Origin of the sequence: Methylobacterium sp. P1-11, from assembly GCF_008329595.1 — a bacterium.
In the GTDB taxonomy this organism is placed as follows: Bacteria; Pseudomonadota; Alphaproteobacteria; order Rhizobiales; family Beijerinckiaceae; genus Methylobacterium.
The window spans coordinates 32,327-48,754 of record NZ_NPKS01000010.1 but is presented as its reverse complement, the minus strand read 5'-3'; the positions used below and the strand labels follow the sequence as shown (position 1 = coordinate 48,754).

Genomic DNA, 16,428 nt, shown 5'->3' with positions numbered 1-16,428 from the left:
CGGAGCCGTGGGATGACGGAAAGGCTGTCATCCTCGGGAAGCGGGCATGTCGGCGCCGTCGCTCCGGCGGGCTGCCAGGGCCGCGCTCCCGTCCTTGCGAGCGCAGCGAAGCGACCAGGGGCTGCGCGCCACCCGCAAGGACGGCGCGCGCCTCACAGCACCCCGCTCCTCCAACCGGACACGCCGCATGACCGATGCCGTGCCAGCCCCTCTGGGCCTCGCCTTCGTGGGCTGCTTCACGACGGAGCGGCGCCGGGCCCGCGGCCGGGGCATCGACATCTACCGGACCGGTAGCAGCCTCGCCGACTGGACGCATCTCGGCCGGGTCGAGGGGCTGACGAACCCGTCCTTCCTGGTCACCGATCCCGGGCACGCCATCCTCTACACGGTCCAGGGTGACGGCGAGGCCGCGAGCGCCTTCGCGGCGGCGGCGGACGGCAGCCTGCGCGCCCTCGGCGCGGCGGCCACCGGCGGCACCAACAGCGTGCATCTGGCCCTCGATCCGAGCGGCCGCGCCCTGATCGTCGCCAATTATGCCAGCGGCTCGGTCGCCCTGCTGCCGGTGCGCGGCGATGGCGGGTTGGAGGCCGCACGCCATGTCCTGCCGCTTCCGGGCGAGCCCGGCCCGCACCGGACCGAGCAGGCCTGCGCCCACCCGCACCATGTGGTTCTGGCGCCGGACGGTCGCCACGCGATCGTGCCCGACAAGGGCCTGGATCGGGTCTTCGTCCTGCGGCTCGAGGGTGAGCGGCTCGCCATCGCCTCCGAGACCGCGATGCGCCCGGGCGCCGGACCGCGCCATATCGCGTTCCATCCGAACCGGCCCCTCGCCTTCCTGGTCAACGAACTGGACTCGAGCGTCGCCTCCTGCCGCTGGGACGGGGAAACCGGCACGCTGACACCCCTGCACCTCGCCCCGACGCTGCCGCCCGACTTCTTCGGCGCGAGCACGGCCGCGGCCATCGTGGTCACGCCGGACGGCCGGTTCGTCTACGCGTCGAACCGCGGTCAGGACGGAATCGCGCGGTTCCGCGTCGTGGCGGAAGCCGGGCGGCTCGATCCCGCCGGCTGGACGCCGGCCGGTGGCCGCGACCCGCGCTTCATGACGCTCGCGCCGGGCGGGAGGCACCTCCTCGTCGCCAACGAGCAGGGCGACAGCCTCGTCGAATTCGCCATCGATCCCGCGAGCGGAGACCTCACCCAAACGGGCTCACGCCCCAGCCTCAGCCCCTGCACCATCGCGTTTCTGTAGGAGGCACGTCGCCGTGTGACCGGGCAATGCGCGGCTGCCCCGCTCTCCGACGCGCCCTCACCCGCCGCAGAGAGGAGAGAGGGAAGCGGGACGGCTTTCGACCCATAAAAACAAACAAGAAATCAGAAAAACCGTAAACCACCTGGAGGAAACGCCATGTTCGCCAAGCGCTACAGGTTCGTCATCGCGTCCCTGCTGTTCATCGCCGGGATCATCAACTACATGGACCGCGCCGCCCTCGGCGTCGCGGCGCCGTTCGTCAAGCAGGACCTGAATCTGTCGCCCTCCGAGCTTGGGGTGATCTTCAGCACGTTCTTCTTCGGCTACGCATTGTTCGCCTTCGTGGGCGGTCAGCTCGCCGATCGCTACGGGCCGCGCAGCGTCTACACCTGGGCCGCCGCCTCATGGTCGATCCTGTGCATGCTCACGGGCGCGGTGACCGGCTTCGCCCAGATGTTCATCGTCCGCGCCCTGTTCGGCTTCGCCGAGGGGCCGATGAACTCGACCACGAACCGCACCATCACCACGTGGTTCCCCCGCGAGGAGACCGCCCGGACCATCGGCTTCACCTTCTCGGGCCAGACGGTCGGCAGCGCCATTGCGGCCCCCGTGGTCGGGCTGCTGGCGATCCAGTACGGCTGGCGCGTGGCCTTCGTCGCCATCGGCGCCATCGGGCTGCTCTGGGTCGTGGCGTGGCGCCTCCTGATGACCGACCGCCCGCAGGACAATCCCCGGGTCGACCCGGCGGAGATCGCCCTCGTCGAGCGCAGCCGGGCCGTCACTCACCTCGCGCCGTCCGACCACGCGCGCTCGCTGAAGGAATACCTGTTCCTGCCGAGCACCCTGTCGCTCGGCCTCGGCATGTTCGCGGTGAACTACACGCTCTACATCTTCCTCTCGTGGCTCCCGAGCTACCTCACCGACGCCCTGCACATGCCGGTGAAGGAGATGGCTCTGGTCGCCTCGATCCCCTGGGCCTGCGGCTTCGTCGGCTATGTCGGCGGGGGCATCGTGGCCGATCTCGTCTACAAGCGCATGGACGACAAGCTCGCCGCGCGGAAGATCACCACGATCGTGCCGCTCGCCATCGCGGGCGTCGCCCTGATCGCGGTCAACGCCGCGACCAGCACCGCCATGGCGGTCTCGCTCATCGCGCTCGCCGTGCTGATGCTGACGAGTTCCGTGCAATCCTGCTGGGCGACGATCCACGAGCTCGTGCCCGAGGCGCGGGTCGGCGGGGTCAGCGGCTTCATCCACCTCCTGAGCAACATCTCAGGGATCATCGGACCGACCGCCACGGGCTTGGCGGTGCAGTATCTCGGCGGCTACGCCAGCGCCTTCGTGATCGCCGCCCTGATCGCGGCTGCCGGCGTCGTCGCCATGGCGATCTTCGTGCGGCGGCCGCGCAATCCGGCGGAAGCCAGCCCCCTCACTGCGGCCAAGGCCGTCTGACTCAGGAGCAGCACCCATGAGCGCCGAGACCGTTCCGCAGAAGCCCGTCCTCCTCACCGGAGCGTCGGGAGCCCTCGGGCGCGTGCTCACCCGCGCGCTGGGCGAACAGGGCTGGCCCCTCCGGCTCACCGACCGCGTCCCCTTCCCCGACCCGTTGCCGGAGGGCGCGCGCTTCCAGCTCGCGGACCTGGAGGACGGGCCGGCGATCCTGCGGTTGGCGGAGGGCTGCGGCACGATCCTCCATTTCGGCGGGATTTCGGTGGAGCACCCGTTCGAGACCGTGATCGGCCCCAATATCCGCGGCCTCTACCACGCCTACGAGGCGGCCCGCCGCGAGGGGGCGCGGATGATCTTCGCCTCCTCGAACCACGCCGTCGGGTTCCACACGCGGTCCGAGATCCTGGACGACACGTGCAGCCTCGCGCCGGACGGCTATTACGGCCTGTCCAAGGCCTACGGCGAATTGATGGGCGGGCTCTACCGCGACAAGCACGGGGTCGAGAGCGTGTTCCTGCGGATCGGCTCGTGCTTCCCGGAGCCGACCGATGCGCGGATGCTGGCGACCTGGTTGTCCTTCGCCGACCTGAGCCGGCTGATCACCCGCGCCACCCTGGCGCCGAATCTCGGCCCGGCCGGGTCGGTGGTGATCTGGGCCGCCTCGAACAACAGCCGCATGACGTGGTGGCGGCACGACGGGCGCGCCGTGATCGGCTGGGCGCCGCAGGACAGCGCGGATTCCTACGCCGCGGCCCTGGAGGGCAAGACCAGCGGCAATCCGGTGGTCGAGCGCTATCAGGGCGGCGGCTTCACGGCGATCGATTATTCGCGGCGGGATACCGGCGCAGCCTGATCTGGCAGCCTCACCTGGCAGCCTCACCTGGCAGCCTCACCTGGCAGCCTCACCTGGCAGCCTCACCCAGCAGGACCGGATCGCCCCGAGTCGCCTCGCCCGTCATCCCCGAGCCGCGCAGCAGTGCCCGGGATCGAGGGCCGCCGTTAAGCCGGCGCAGGCGACCGCCGGAATTCTGGTTTCCGGCCTCGCCCGCGTCGCTCCGGGAACGACGGTGCGGGTCCTGCGGTCGGGGTTCGAGGCCGAGTCGAACCACCCAACACATCGGCGCGTGGCCTGAGGGCGCGTCGGACACCGAGATGGGACACACCATGGCAGACGAGCAAAACCCGACGCGGCTGAAATGCGCCCTCGTGGTGCGCGGCGCCTTCGATGCGCATGTGATCCCGGCCTTCGAGGCCGCGGGTGGCCGGGCGGCAATCCACTGGGCGCCGACCACCGTGATCATGAAGGCTCTCGCCGAGGGGGAGACCGCCGACGCGGCGCTGGTCCTGTCGGACGCCATGGACCGGCTGATCGCCGAGGGCCGCGTCGAGCCGGAGACCCGGGTCGACGCGGTGCGCTCCCGCTACGGCATCGCCGTGAAGGCCGGGGCGCCGCATCCGGACATCGCCACCGTCGAGGCGCTGAAGCGCACCCTCACGGAGGCGCGCTCCGTGGCCTATTCCCGTGCGGGCGCCAGCGGCATCTACTTCGCCGGGCTGCTGCCGCGGCTCGGCCTCGCCGAGGCGGTCAACGCCCGGGCGACCATCATCCCGCAGGGATTCACCGCGGAAAAGCTCGTCTCCGGCGAGGCGGACATCGCCGTCCAGCAGATCAGCGAGCTGATGGTGGTGCCCGGAATCGAGGTGGTCGGGCCGTTCCCGGAGCCGGTGCAGGAGGTGACGACCTTCGCGGCCGCGATCCTGCGCGGCGCGACGGATCGGGACGGCGCCGCCCGGTTCCTGGCCCGGCTGACGACGCCGGAGGCTGCTGCGGCGTACCGCGCGAGCGGGCTGGAGCCGGCATTCTGAAATCCAATCCGGCGGAGACGCCGGATCCGCGTCGCCTTTGCGCGCGTCGCGAAGCCACCGCGGGCGGCGCGACGCCGAACATCCGGCGGCGCCCGCGACCGCATTGTCGACCCGCTCGCGGACCTCCTGGGCTTCGCGACCGCAAAAAAGTCCTTATGCTCGTGCTGTCCGGACACCCAATCTCGTCCGACCGGATCGCTCCACTCATGCTGAAGACAGCCTTCGTTGCCGCCCGCGACCGCCAAAGGCTGTCGGAGATCGCGACGATCCTGATCGGCTTCGGCGTCACCCGCGTCGTGGACCGCCTCGGCCTGCGCTACCTGCCGCTGCTGCCGCGCCGTCAGCCCCGGCTCGACGTCACCCGCCTGTCCGAGCCCGAGCGTCTGCGCCGGGCGATCGAGGCGCTCGGGCCGACCTTCATCAAGTTCGGGCAGGTCCTGGCCAGCCGGCCGGACCTGCTGTCGCCGGCCTGGACCGAGGAGCTGCAGAAGCTCCACAGCCAGGTCGTGCCGGTGACGTGGGAGCAGATCGGCCCGCAGCTCGAACTCGATCTCGGCGCCTCGCCCATGGAGATCTTCGCCGAGTTCGACACCAACCCGATCGCCTCGGCGTCGATCGCCCAGGTCTACCGCGCGCGGCTGCACTCGGGCGAGGACGTGATCGTCAAGGTGCTGCGGCCGAACCTGCGCAAGATCATCGAGGCGGATCTGCGCCTGATGGCGCACGGCGCCCGCATCGTCGAGAACGAGTGGCCCGACATGGCCCGCTACCAGCCGCGGGAGCAGATGCGCCACCTCGCCGACGGACTCAACGGCGAGCTCGACCTGCTCAACGAGGCGCGCAACTGCGAGCTGCTGGCCCAGATCTTCGAGGACCGCGACGACATCGTCTTCCCGAAGATTCACTGGGAATACTGCTCCGAGCGCGTGCTGGTGCAGGACTTCATCCACGGCATCCCGCCCAACGACGAGGCGGCCCTGCGCGCGGCAGGCATCGACAAGAAGCTGCTGGCCCAGAAGGGCACCGACGCGTTCCTGCAGATGGCGCTGATCGAGGGCGTGTTCCACGCCGATCCGCATCCCGGCAACATGCTGGCCCTGCCCGGCAACAAGATCGGCTTCATCGATTTCGGCATCATCGGGCGGCTGTCGCAGCGGCGGCGCTCGCAGCTCCTGGTGCTGATCGGCGCCATGCTCAAGCAGGATGCCGACGGCCTCATGGCCGTGCTCCTCGACTGGACCGGCACCAGCAACCCGGACCTGACCCGTCTCCAGGTCTCGGCCCAGTCCTTCGTGGAGAGCCACTCGTCGATCCCGCTGAATCTCGGGCTCGTGCTCACCGACTTCATGAACATGGCCCGCGAGAACGACCTCGCCATGCCGACCGACCTCGCCATCCTGTTCAAGGGGCTGGTGACCGCCGACGGCGTGATGCGCCATCTCGACCCGAACTTCGACCTGTTCGCCGCCGCAGGTCCCACGGTCCGGGCGAGCATGCAGACGCAGTTCTCGCTCTCCGCCCTCAAGCAGAAGGCCGAGGCCCTGGGCGTCGGCCTCTACGGCGCCGCCTCGGAATTGCCGACCCTGATCCACCTGATGCTGGTGCGGCTGAAGCAGGGCCGCGTCACCGTCGAGATCGAGGTGAAGGGCCTCGACAAGGTCACCCGCGGCATCGAGCGCGCGGCCGCGCGGGTGGCGGTCGCCCTGGTGGTGGCGGCCTTCGCCACCCAGCTCGCGCCCCGCCTGATCGACCTCGGCACGCCGGTCTTCGTCTCGATCGGATTGATTATCTTCATCCTGGGGATCGGCTGGCTCGTGCTGCTGATGCGAAACAAGTAGCTGTCTTCGCACCCGCACAGGCGAACAACATAAGTTTTGACCAGCGACCCAATACCGGCCTCGTTTGAATATCCCGGCTGTCATGCTAGCGTGACACAGTCAACGATTCGCTCGGCTGCGGGCGGGGAACCGGCACCAGAAGCGGTCTGAGCCGCCTGTGCGTCCCTGCCTCCGACGCCCATCGCCGCACCGGGCGATCGCTGGACCTCCGGCGGCGCGCCGCGAGGACGACGAGGTGGGGGCGGGCGATGGAAGCGGACATCGTACGGCCGCGAATCGACGGCGCGGAGCGCCGGGTCGCGATGCTCGAGGCGGAGAATATCCGCCTGCGCGGCCTGCTCACGCAGGCGACCGCGCAGGCCGATCGGGAACGGCAGCGGAGCCGGCGGCTCGGCCACATCATCGAAGCCGCGAGCCGCGTGGAGGCCGGACGCCTGGCGACCGAGCGGGTCGAGGCGCCCTGCGAGCAGGCCGGGCCGGGCCCGGAGGCGCGCCCGCGCATGCCGGGTCGTGTCGGCCCGTTCAATCCGCCGCAGATCCCCAACGATTACCTCGAATTGCTGGACGGCGAGGGGTGCCTGATCACCGCCAGTGCCAACGGCCCGGCCCTGTCGGCCGCCGAGGACGAGGCGGAGGCGATCGGGCGGCCCTGGATCGACGCCTGGACCCGCGCCGAGGACCGGGCGGCCGTGGCCGCGGCCCTCGACGGGGCGCGGATCGGACGACCGAGCCGGTTCCAGGCACAGTCGGAGACCGGCGGGACGATCCGGTGGTGGGACGTGGCGGTCACGCCGATCGGCGCGGCACCGGACCGGCCCGCGCGCATCCTGGCCGTGTCGCGCGACATCACCGAGCTGAAGCTGACCGAGGCGCGCCAGACGCTGCTGATGCAGGAACTCGCCCACCGGATGAAGAACACGATGGCCATGGTCCAGGCCGTCGCGGCGCAGACCATGCGCAACGCGCCGTCGCTGGAGGCGGCCGGCGAGGCCCTGGCCGCGCGGCTGCTGGCCCTGGCCAAGGCCCACGACGTGCTCCTGCAGGGTTCCTTCGCCCGGGCGTCCCTGACCGGCCTGGTCGAAGGGGCCGTGTCCCTCCACGGCGACGGCGTCGCGGGCCGCTTCCGCATTGCCGGACCCGACCTGACGCTGGGCCCGCGGCACGGCATGACCCTGGCGCTGATGCTGCACGAGCTCGGCACCAACGCGGCCAAGTACGGCGCCCTGTCGGTGGCTGCGGGTTGGGTCTGCGTCACCTGGAACGTGGCCGAGGCGGAGAACGGACAGACCCTCCGGTTCCGCTGGGAGGAGAGCGGCGGGCCGCCGGTCACGCCGCCGACCCGGACGGGCTTCGGCACCCGGCTGATCGCCCGCAGCCTCGCCCACAGCTTCGGCGGGACCGCCCACATGAGCTATCCCCGCGAGGGCGCGGTGCTGACCTTCGAGGCGCCCCTCGACACGGTGATGGCGGCCTGACCCGCGCACGCGTGTCCGGCGCCGCGTCCATGCGGGCACGACGCCTCGCTCAGGGCTTTACGGTGGGTGCATCGCCACCGTCTCACTCCATCGCCGCGCAGCGGAGCCCGGCACCCAGACGGGCCGACGCGACCGGCCTCTGCACCGGCAGCGGTTCCCGATCCCAGGCCCGCCCGCGACGCCCCGGGGATGACGGCGCGGATCAAAAGATGAAGATCGGCACGGCGCTGGATTGTCCGCCCACCAACCCTGCAGCCCGCCGCAGAGACGGGGACGTGCGCCCCGTTCGGCGGCAGATCCGGCGCCGAGCGAGAGCGGCGCTACACGCTGCGGCGGGTCTCCGCCTGAAGGGCCCGCAGGGCGGCGATCGTCCGGTCGCGCAGGGTTCTGAGGTCGACCAGCGTTCCCGTCAGGTCGACGCCAGCCTTGGCGGATTCCTCGAGGCCGCGGCAGGCCCGGGACAGCTCGGCACAGCCGAGCATGCCCGACATCGAGACCAGCGTATGCGCTTCGCGGCCGTAATCGTCGTTGGCGCGATCCGCCCCCTCGAAGGCGGTGGTGAGACTGACGACGAACCGGTCCAGGATGCGGACGAGCTTTTCCGTGCCGATCACGGCCGTGAGTTCGTCGAGCGCGTCCCGGTTCACCAGGGAGTGCGACACCGCCGGTCTCCAATTGCGGATCCGCGACGCGATCCGTGCGAGGCACGCAACCGAGGCGCCGCCCAACGTCCAAGTTTGCACAGAAGCGTTTACACCGGCCTACAGCAGCCTTTCAACGAAGCGTGACCGTTCCGCGCTGTGTGCAGGATTGCCTGCGGCGCATGGATGGGCCGGCGCCCGCGTGCGTGCGGCTGGCCGCATCCCGCCTTTCCCCGGCTCTGCCCGGCTCAGCCGCCCCTGAACCCTATCCCGTCCGATGCAGCCGGCACGCATCCTCGCGACGATGCGCCTCTGTCGCTCGGAACCGACGCGCCGCGCGTCGGGCACATGCATCTCGCTGTCCTCTCCCCGGCGGGCGACCGCGTTCCGTCGCGTCCTGCGTTCGACACCCGGGATTCCGGCACCCCGCGCCACCGCATTGCCGTTTTTTAATCCTTGGGACATGAGACCAAATCATCGGCCGGCTATTATCTGAACACGGACTGAATAAGGCCAGTGCAGATGAAGGCCTTATCTCCGCACCGGAAGGAGATAGTAAGATGTCCTACCGCACATCCATGGCTGCGGCCCTCGTACTGACCACAATCCTCGGTGGAACTGCCTTCGCGGCTGAACAGGCGGCCCAGCATGACGGCACGCAGATCAATGCGCGCCAGACCGTGATCGACAAGGATGTCGGCAAGCTCTCGAAGGATGGTGCGCAGGGTTTCCGGGATCTTCAGCTCACCCGCCTGGCGATCTTCGAGGCCAATCCCACCCAGGCCAAGGACATGATCGCCAAGGCTCAGGCGGCCTTCGCGAAGGCCAGGACCGACGACGCGGTGTTCACCAAGGCCGAGGTCGAACTCAAGTCGCCCGCCGATATGGCCGCCCGCAAGGCGACCGCGCAGACCGACAAGGCCGACGCCAAGCCGGTCTCCAAGGAGCAGGTCGCCTGGGTCCCGGTCGATGCGCAGCTGACCTTGGGCGACGATTTCGTGGCCACACCCATCAAGGCCTCCGCGGTGACTGAGGCCAACAAGAACCTCGCCCAGGGCGACCAGAAGGGCGCCTTGGAGAAGCTCAAGCTCGCCCATGTCGACGTCAACTTCACCATGGCGGTCCTGCCGCTGAACAAGACCATTGCGGGTGTCGATCAGGCCGCGACTCTGATCGGACAGGGCAAGTATTACGAAGCCAACGCGGCCCTGAAGTCGGCCCAGGACAACATGCGCTTCGAGGTGATCGATGCGGTTGCCGTGCCGCAGACGGCCAAGGCTGCCCCGGCCGACGCGACGGCGCCGCAGGCCACCGGCACGACCGCGGGGGCCAAGGTCGGCCAGTGAAGGGCCTCTGACGTTCAAGGCCGCGCCTGACCGATCGCAGGCGCGGCCGACTTGGACGGGAGAAAGCCGCATGGGACGTTTCTTGATCTCGACCTTCCTGGGACTTGAACTGATCCTCTGCGGATCCGCCGTCGCCTCCGCGCGGACAGCGGGAATCCCGGATTTCAAGATCCGGGCGATCTGCGCGCCGGAGCATCGCGCCGGGTCCGACCCCGTCGACCGAGCGAGCTACCGGGGTTGCCTGTCCGACGAGGCCGCCGCGCGGCGCACCTTGATCAAGCGGTGGGCGACCTTCGACGTGGCGGAGCGCCGGGACCTGCCGGACGGAGAGCCAGATCGGCGGTGCCCCCTCCTACGTGGCGATGCTGACCTGCGTGCAGCTCGGAAGCGGCGCGCTGCCGGTCCAGCCATCGGGCCGGCCCTGAGATGCCGGCCTCCGTGCGGGATCCGGAGCCGAGGCTCGATCGTCGCCGCCGGTTGAGTGGTCATAGGGCCGGGCCATGGCTTAGGAATCGGGTTCGGGCGTGCACGACACCGCCGCAGGAGCCAGCGTCATGCCCGGTCGGATCTTGCCGTGACGGCCTACAGCCTGCGTGCCCGGCTGCTCGCCCTCTGGGTCCTGCTGCTCGCCTCGGCGGCCGCCACCGCCTACCTGATGTGGGGCGTCTACAATCAGTCGACGGGCGTCCAGGTGGCGCAGGCCGATCTCGCGGTCGGACGCGCCTGCCGCGAGATCATCGACCGGTTTGCCGCGCAGGCCGGCGCCCACGGGATCGCGGAGGCCGATCTTGCCGGACTCGTGTCCGCCGCGCTGGCGCGCTTTCCCGGTATCGAGGGCGGGATCTGGAGCGCCTCGCGCGGGCCGCTGGCCTACGCCTATCCGACCTACGAGGGATCCGGACCGAAGACCGACCTTCCGGCGGCCGAGCACGACACCATCGCGGCGCTGAACGGGCAGGTGCTGCGCGTCGACCACGCGGTCTCGGTCCGCCGGCCGAGCCGGACCCAGGTGCTGATGCTCCAGGGCTGCCCCCTGCACGGGCCGGCGCCCGGCCTGACCGCGTGGGCGATGGCGCGCGCGCATGTCAATGATGGCCCGACCTACACGCGCTTCCTCGCGGGACTGGGTTTCCTGGCCGCGACCGTGCTCGGATCGGCGGCCTTCCTGGGCTGGTTCCTGTACGGCTTCTCCGGACGGATCGCCCGGCTCGAAGCCAAGCTCGCCGCGCCGCGCCCGGACGGCGAGGACCTGCCGCATCTCGACCATACCGGCGAGCGCGAACTCGACCGGCTGGTGGACGCCCTCAACGCGGCCGGCGGGCGCCTGCGGGAGGCCCAGGCCCGGATCGTGGCGGCCGAGCGTCTCGCCGCCGTCGGCCGGCTGGCGGCGAGCATCGCCCACGAGATCCGCAACCCCATCGCGGCGATGCGGCTGAAGGCAGAGAACGCCTTGGTCAGCGGCGATCCGCACCGCGCCGCGGCCGCCCTCGAGACCGTGCTGGGCCAGATCGCCCGGGTCGACACGCTGCTGCGCGACCTCCTCAACCTGACGCAGGCGCGCGCGCTCAACCGGATCCCCACGCCGGTGGCGCCGTTGCTCGCCGCGTGCGCGCAGCTGCACGAGGATCTGGCGCATGCGCGCTCGGTGCGGATCACGGTCGCCGCCGACGGGCTGCCGGCGACGGACCATCCGCATCTCGACCGGGCGCAGACCGCCCGGGCCCTGGACAACCTGCTGCTGAACGCGCTGCAGCACGCGCCGCCGGGCGGCCGGGTCCGCCTCGGTGCCGAGCGGGTCACGGTCGACGGCGCCGTGCGGCTGCGGCTCAGCGTCGCCGATACCGGCGCCGGGATCGACCCGGCGATCCGCGCCGGCCTGTTCGAGCCCTTCGTCACCGGACGGCCCGACGGCACCGGCCTCGGACTCGCGATCGTGCGCGAGATCGCCCTGGCGCATCGCGGCGAGGCCAGGCTGGTCGAAGGCGCGCCCGAGACCACCTTTGTCCTGGATCTGCCATGGCAACCATCCTGATCGTCGACGACGACAGAGCCCTGCGTGACGGGCTCGCCGAGACGGTGACCGATCTCGGGCACACGCCGCTTCCGGTCGCCTCCGGCTCTGAGGCGCTGGCGCGGCTGCGCGAGACGTCGGTGGCGGCGGTGCTCCTCGACCTGCGCATGCCCGGCGACCTCGACGGCATGGCCACGCTGGAGGGGATCCGCGCCCTGCCGGAGCCGCCGCCCGTGACGGTGCTGACCGCCTTCGCGAGCCCGGCCAACACCATCGAGGCGATGCGGCTCGGGGCGCACGACCACCTCACCAAGCCGATCGGCCGCGCCGACCTCGCCGCCGTGATCGAGGCGATGCTGCGCGACGCCCGCACCGAGCCGGGGAGCGCCGCCCCGCCGCCGGGTCATCCGGTCCTGATCGGGTCGAGCGCGGGCATGCGCAAGGTCCAGAAGACCATCGGCCTCGTCGCCGACAGCGCGTCCACCATCCTGATCCAGGGCGAGACCGGCACCGGCAAGGAGGAGGTCGCCCGGGCCCTGCATGCCTTCTCGCGGCGCCGCGCGCGGCCGTTCGTGCCGGTGAACTGCGCGGCGATCCCGGCCGAGTCCCTGGAAAGCGAGCTGTTCGGCCATGTCCGGGGCGCCTTCGCGGGTGCCGCCGCGGACCGCGCCGGCGCCTTCCATGAGGCCGAGGGCGGCACCCTGTTCCTGGACGAGATCGGCGACATGCCCGCCGCGATGCAGGCCAAGATCCTGCGGGTGATCCAGGATTGCGTCGTGACGCCGCTGGGGGGCCGGTCCGCTCGGGTCGACGTCCGCCTCGTGGCGGCGACGCATTGCGACCTGCCGGCACTGGTCGCCGAGGGTCGCTTCCGCGCCGACCTGTACTACCGGCTGAACGTCGTGCCGATCACCCTGCCGCCCCTGCGCGAGCGCCTCGCCGACATCGTGCCGCTGGCCGAGCACTTCCTCATTCCCTCGGGCAAGCGCCTGAGCGGCGGGGCCGCCGCGCGCCTGCTGGCCTATGATTGGCCCGGCAATGTACGCCAGCTGCGCAACGTGGTGGAGCAGGCGGCGATGCTGGTGCGCGGCGGCGCCATCGCGGCCGAGGCGATCGACCTGCCGGCGGCACGGCCGGAGCAGCGCGGCGACGACGCGGCGGTCGACTGGCTCGCCGGCGACCTGCCCGGAGCCGTCGCCCGCCTGGAGCGGACCATGATCGCGGCCGCGCTCCGCGAGGCCGACGGGAACCGTGCCCGGGCCGCCCGCCGCCTCGGCATCCAGCGGCAGCTCCTCTACGCCAAGATCGAGCGCTACGGCCTCGGCGCGCCGGGCGCCGATCTGTCGGAAGAAACGACAGATGGTGTCGGAAATCCCGACGTTTCGGCGGGCACCGACCCGGCCTGAAGCCTCATCGGCCGGAGAATCGTTCACATCCCGCGTGAGGCCCGGACCGTGCGGGAACCGATCCCGCGCGCGGGCGTCGAGCCCCGCGTGTGACGGCGCCGCCCGGATCGGGCCGCGCCGTGCGTCGGTCGGGGGATCGCGGCAGGATGGACAGGATCGAGACGGGCGCCCGCGGCGCCGGCAGCCGGACGCCCTCGGCCAGGGCCCTGCGCGGCCTCGACGCGCTCAACTTCTTCCTCGCCGACGTGCGCGACGGCCTCGGCCCCTACCTCGCCATCTACCTGATCGCCGTGCGCGGCCCGGACCAGGGCTGGAACGAGGCCACGACCGGCCTCGTGATGACCGTCGCGGGCATCCTCGGCCTCGTGGCGCAGACGCCCGCCGGCGCGCTGATCGACGCCACCAACCACAAGCGCGCGGTGGTGATCGGCGGCGCCATCGCGGTGACGGCGAGCTGCCTCGTCCTGCCGTTCATCACGAACTTCTATCTCGTTACCGCCACCCAATCGATCGCCCACGTCGCCGGGACGATCTTCCCGCCGGCGCTGGCCGCGATCACGCTGGGCCTCGTCGGGCCGAAGATGTTCGCCAAGCGGATCGGCCGCAACGAGGGCTTCAACCACGCCGGCAACGCGGTCTCGGCCGCGCTGGCGGGCGGGCTCGCCTACTTCTTCGGGCCGGTGGTCGTGTTCTGGCTCATGGGCATCCTGGCGGCGCTGTCGATCGGCGCCATGCTGCTGGTACCGGCCGACGCCATCGACGACGACCTCGCCCGGGGCATGACCGAGGAAGAGGATCAGGCGCAGGACAAGCCCTCCGGCCTCGCCACCCTGCTGCAGAACCGGCCGCTCCTCGTCTTCGCGGTGCTCTGCGCGATCTTCCACCTCGCCAACGCGGCGATGCTGACCTCGGTGGGCCAGCTCCTCACGCACATCTCGGGCAAGGACCACGCGACCTCGCTGATCGCGGCCTGCATCGTGGCGGCGCAGTGCGTGATGGTGCCGGTGGCGATCTTCGTGGGGGCGAAGGCCGACGTGATCGGCCGCAAGCCGATCTTTCTCACCGCCTTCGGCATCCTGGCGCTGCGCGGCGTCCTCTACACCTTGTCGGACAACCCGTTCTGGCTGGTGGGCGTCCAGCTCCTCGACGGGATCGGGGCGGGCGTCTACGGCGCGCTGTTCCCGATCGTGGTCGCCGACCTGACCCGGGGCGGCGGCCGGTTCAACGCGGCCCAGGGCGCCGTGGCCACGGCCCAGGGGATCGGCGCGGCCTTGAGCGCGACGCTCGCCGGCGTGATCATCGTGTCCGCCGGCTATTCCACCGCGTTCCTGGCGCTGGCGGCCATCGCGGCGCTCGGGTTCGTCCTGTACCTCGCGCTGATGCCCGAGACACGCACCACGGTGCGCGCGGGCGGCGAGCCCGAGAGCGGCGCCGGCATCCCGCCGGCCGTGCCGGCGAGCGCCTAAACGCGGCACCGACGCCCTCGAACGGACGGGGCCCCGGCCCTGTCAGCTGCGCCTTAGGATACGGCGGCGAGTTCCGGCGCGGCGCGTTCCGGCCCGGCTTGCGCCGGGGCGACCGCCTCCGGCGGCGCCTTCCGCGAGACGTAGTGGATGTCGACGGCGCGCCAGAACGCCCCCTGCTCCTCCATCGAGCGGCGCGCGAGGGATTTCTCGAGGATCGACATCGCGGCCCGCGCGGGCTCGCTCCGCTCGAGTTCCTCGAGCAGGCTGGCGAGATGCAGCATGGGGCTTTCCTCCGAGCGGACGGCAACCCCGATTAACGCCCGAGCGTGCGTAACGATCCGTTACGCCCTGCATGTCGGCGCCCTGCATGATCCTTGCCTCGGCCCGGGGCGCGGCTACCATCCCCGCGTCGAGTCCGACTCGCTCTCCCGTCAACCACCGAGGATCTCCGATGTTCTCCTGCCGAAGCGGCACGGCTCTTCCCCTGCGCGGAGCGGTCTTTGCCCTGGCCCTGGCCAGCGGATTCGGGGCGGTCCCCTTGAGCGCCCGCGAGATGCCCGAGGCCGGCACCGCGGCAGCGGCGAAGAAGCCGAACGTCGTGATCCTCGCCACCGGCGGCACGATCGCCGGCGCCGGGGCGGACGCCGCCAACAGCGCCACCTACACGGCCGCCAAGGTGCCGGTCGACAAGCTCATCGCGGCCGTGCCGCAGGTGAACACCATCGCCAATGTCCGCGGCGAGCAGGTCTTCCAGATCGCCTCCGAGAGCTTCACCGACGCCCAGCTCGTCCAGCTCGGCAAGCGCGTGTCCCAGCTCCTGAAGCAGGACGACGTCGACGGCGTCGTCGTCACCCACGGGACCGACACCCTGGAGGAGACCGCGTTCTTCCTCGACCTCGTGGTGAAGAGCGACAAGCCGATCGTGGTGGTGGGCTCGATGCGGCCGGGCACGGCGATCTCGGCCGACGGCGCCCTCAACCTGCTCGACGCCGTCACGGTCGCGGCCAGCAAGGAGGCGATCGGCCAGGGCGTCACCGTGACGATGAACGACTACATCCAGTGCGGCCGCGACGTGAACAAGCGGACCAACATCGTGCCGAGCGCCTTCTACAGCCAGTGGGGCCCGCTCGGCATGGTGGTCGAGGGCAAGACCTACTTCTTCCGCTCGCTGACGAAGCGGCACAACATGAGCTCCGAGTTCGACATCGACCAGATCGACAGCCTGCCGCTCGTGGGCATCGTCTACGGCTCGGGCAACATGATCCCGGGTGTCTACGACGCCGAGGTCCAGGCGGGGGCCAAGGCGATCGTCAATGCCGGCACCGGCAACGGCTCGGTGCCCGGCTACCTCGTCGACAAGCTGAAGGACATCCGCTCCAAGGGCGCCATCGTGATCCGCTCGTCGCGCGTGCCGGACGGCTTCGTCCTGCGCAACGCCGAGCAGCCCGACGACAAATACGATTGGGTGGTCGCCCACGACCTGAACCCCGCCAAGGCCAAGGTCCTGGCGGCCGTGGCGCTCACCAAGACGAACGACACCAAGGAGCTACAGCGGATCTTCTGGGAGTATTGAGCTCAGGGACGCGCCGCGTCTCTGAGGTCCGATCCCATCCTGAGGCATGCCTCGAAGGAGCGCTTTGAGGCGTGCTGAGGTCGGGCGTCCAGGATGACCGGCCGC

At 70.8% G+C, this 16,428-nt stretch carries 13 protein-coding genes; 11 read left to right on the top strand and 2 right to left on the bottom strand.

Features of this window, described 5'->3' with window-relative positions; genetic code table 11:
- Window positions 1-187: 187 nt before the first annotated feature.
- The 6 genes from CIW48_RS12170 (at window position 188) to CIW48_RS12145 (ending at window position 7,880) form a co-directional block, all read left to right on the top strand.
- Window positions 188-1,252 carry a lactonase family protein gene (locus CIW48_RS12170; RefSeq protein WP_149311014.1) on the top strand — a complete coding sequence of 355 codons (1,065 nt, stop codon included), beginning with the start codon at window positions 188-190 and terminating at the stop codon, window positions 1,250-1,252.
- A 156-nt stretch (window positions 1,253-1,408) separates the two neighbouring features.
- Window positions 1,409-2,704: an MFS transporter gene (locus tag CIW48_RS12165; protein ID WP_149311013.1), complete on the top strand. Its 1,296-nt coding sequence runs from the start codon at window positions 1,409-1,411 to the stop codon at window positions 2,702-2,704.
- A 16-nt stretch (window positions 2,705-2,720) separates the two neighbouring features.
- Window positions 2,721-3,554, top strand: a complete 834-nt coding sequence (locus tag CIW48_RS12160; protein WP_149311012.1) for an NAD(P)-dependent oxidoreductase — start codon at window positions 2,721-2,723, stop codon at window positions 3,552-3,554.
- A gap of 311 nt (window positions 3,555-3,865) precedes the next feature.
- Entirely contained in the window at window positions 3,866-4,567 is a 702-nt protein-coding gene (locus tag CIW48_RS12155) for a substrate-binding domain-containing protein (protein ID WP_149311011.1), read from the top strand.
- Window positions 4,568-4,773: 206 nt separating this feature from the next.
- Window positions 4,774-6,405: an AarF/UbiB family protein gene (locus tag CIW48_RS12150; protein WP_149311010.1), complete on the top strand. Its 1,632-nt coding sequence runs from the start codon at window positions 4,774-4,776 to the stop codon at window positions 6,403-6,405.
- Between the two features lie 248 nt (window positions 6,406-6,653).
- Window positions 6,654-7,880 (top strand): PAS domain-containing sensor histidine kinase, encoded by a 1,227-nt coding sequence (locus CIW48_RS12145; RefSeq protein WP_149311009.1) that lies wholly within the window; start codon window positions 6,654-6,656, stop codon window positions 7,878-7,880.
- A gap of 320 nt (window positions 7,881-8,200) precedes the next feature.
- Here CIW48_RS12145 and CIW48_RS12140 read toward each other — a convergent pair whose 3' ends face one another.
- Entirely contained in the window at window positions 8,201-8,542 is a 342-nt protein-coding gene (locus tag CIW48_RS12140; protein ID WP_149311008.1) for an Hpt domain-containing protein, read from the bottom strand.
- Between the two features lie 539 nt (window positions 8,543-9,081).
- Between CIW48_RS12140 and CIW48_RS12135 the strand changes: the two genes are divergently transcribed.
- The 4 genes from CIW48_RS12135 (at window position 9,082) to CIW48_RS12115 (ending at window position 14,750) form a co-directional block, all read left to right on the top strand.
- Window positions 9,082-9,867, top strand: a complete 786-nt coding sequence (locus CIW48_RS12135) for a YfdX family protein (RefSeq protein WP_149311007.1) — start codon at window positions 9,082-9,084, stop codon at window positions 9,865-9,867.
- A 574-nt stretch (window positions 9,868-10,441) separates the two neighbouring features.
- A complete protein-coding gene (locus CIW48_RS12125; RefSeq protein WP_149311006.1) occupies window positions 10,442-11,899 on the top strand; it encodes a HAMP domain-containing sensor histidine kinase in 1,458 nt (485 codons plus the stop codon).
- On the top strand, window positions 11,884-13,284 hold the full coding sequence (locus CIW48_RS12120) for a sigma-54 dependent transcriptional regulator (RefSeq protein WP_149311005.1): 1,401 nt from the start codon (window positions 11,884-11,886) through the stop codon (window positions 13,282-13,284). Before CIW48_RS12125 ends, CIW48_RS12120 begins: the two co-directional genes overlap by 16 nt.
- Before the next feature lie 146 nt (window positions 13,285-13,430).
- Window positions 13,431-14,750 (top strand): MFS transporter, encoded by a 1,320-nt coding sequence (locus CIW48_RS12115; RefSeq protein WP_149311004.1) that lies wholly within the window; start codon window positions 13,431-13,433, stop codon window positions 14,748-14,750.
- A 53-nt stretch (window positions 14,751-14,803) separates the two neighbouring features.
- On the opposite strand, the gene CIW48_RS12110 is transcribed toward CIW48_RS12115, so the two are convergent.
- Window positions 14,804-15,031 (bottom strand): hypothetical protein, encoded by a 228-nt coding sequence (locus CIW48_RS12110; RefSeq protein ID WP_149311003.1) that lies wholly within the window; start codon window positions 15,029-15,031, stop codon window positions 14,804-14,806.
- Window positions 15,032-15,201: 170 nt separating this feature from the next.
- On the opposite strand from CIW48_RS12110, the gene CIW48_RS12105 reads away from it, so the two are divergent.
- Entirely contained in the window at window positions 15,202-16,323 is a 1,122-nt protein-coding gene (locus CIW48_RS12105) for a type II asparaginase (protein WP_149311002.1), read from the top strand.
- Window positions 16,324-16,428: the final 105 nt, after the last annotated feature.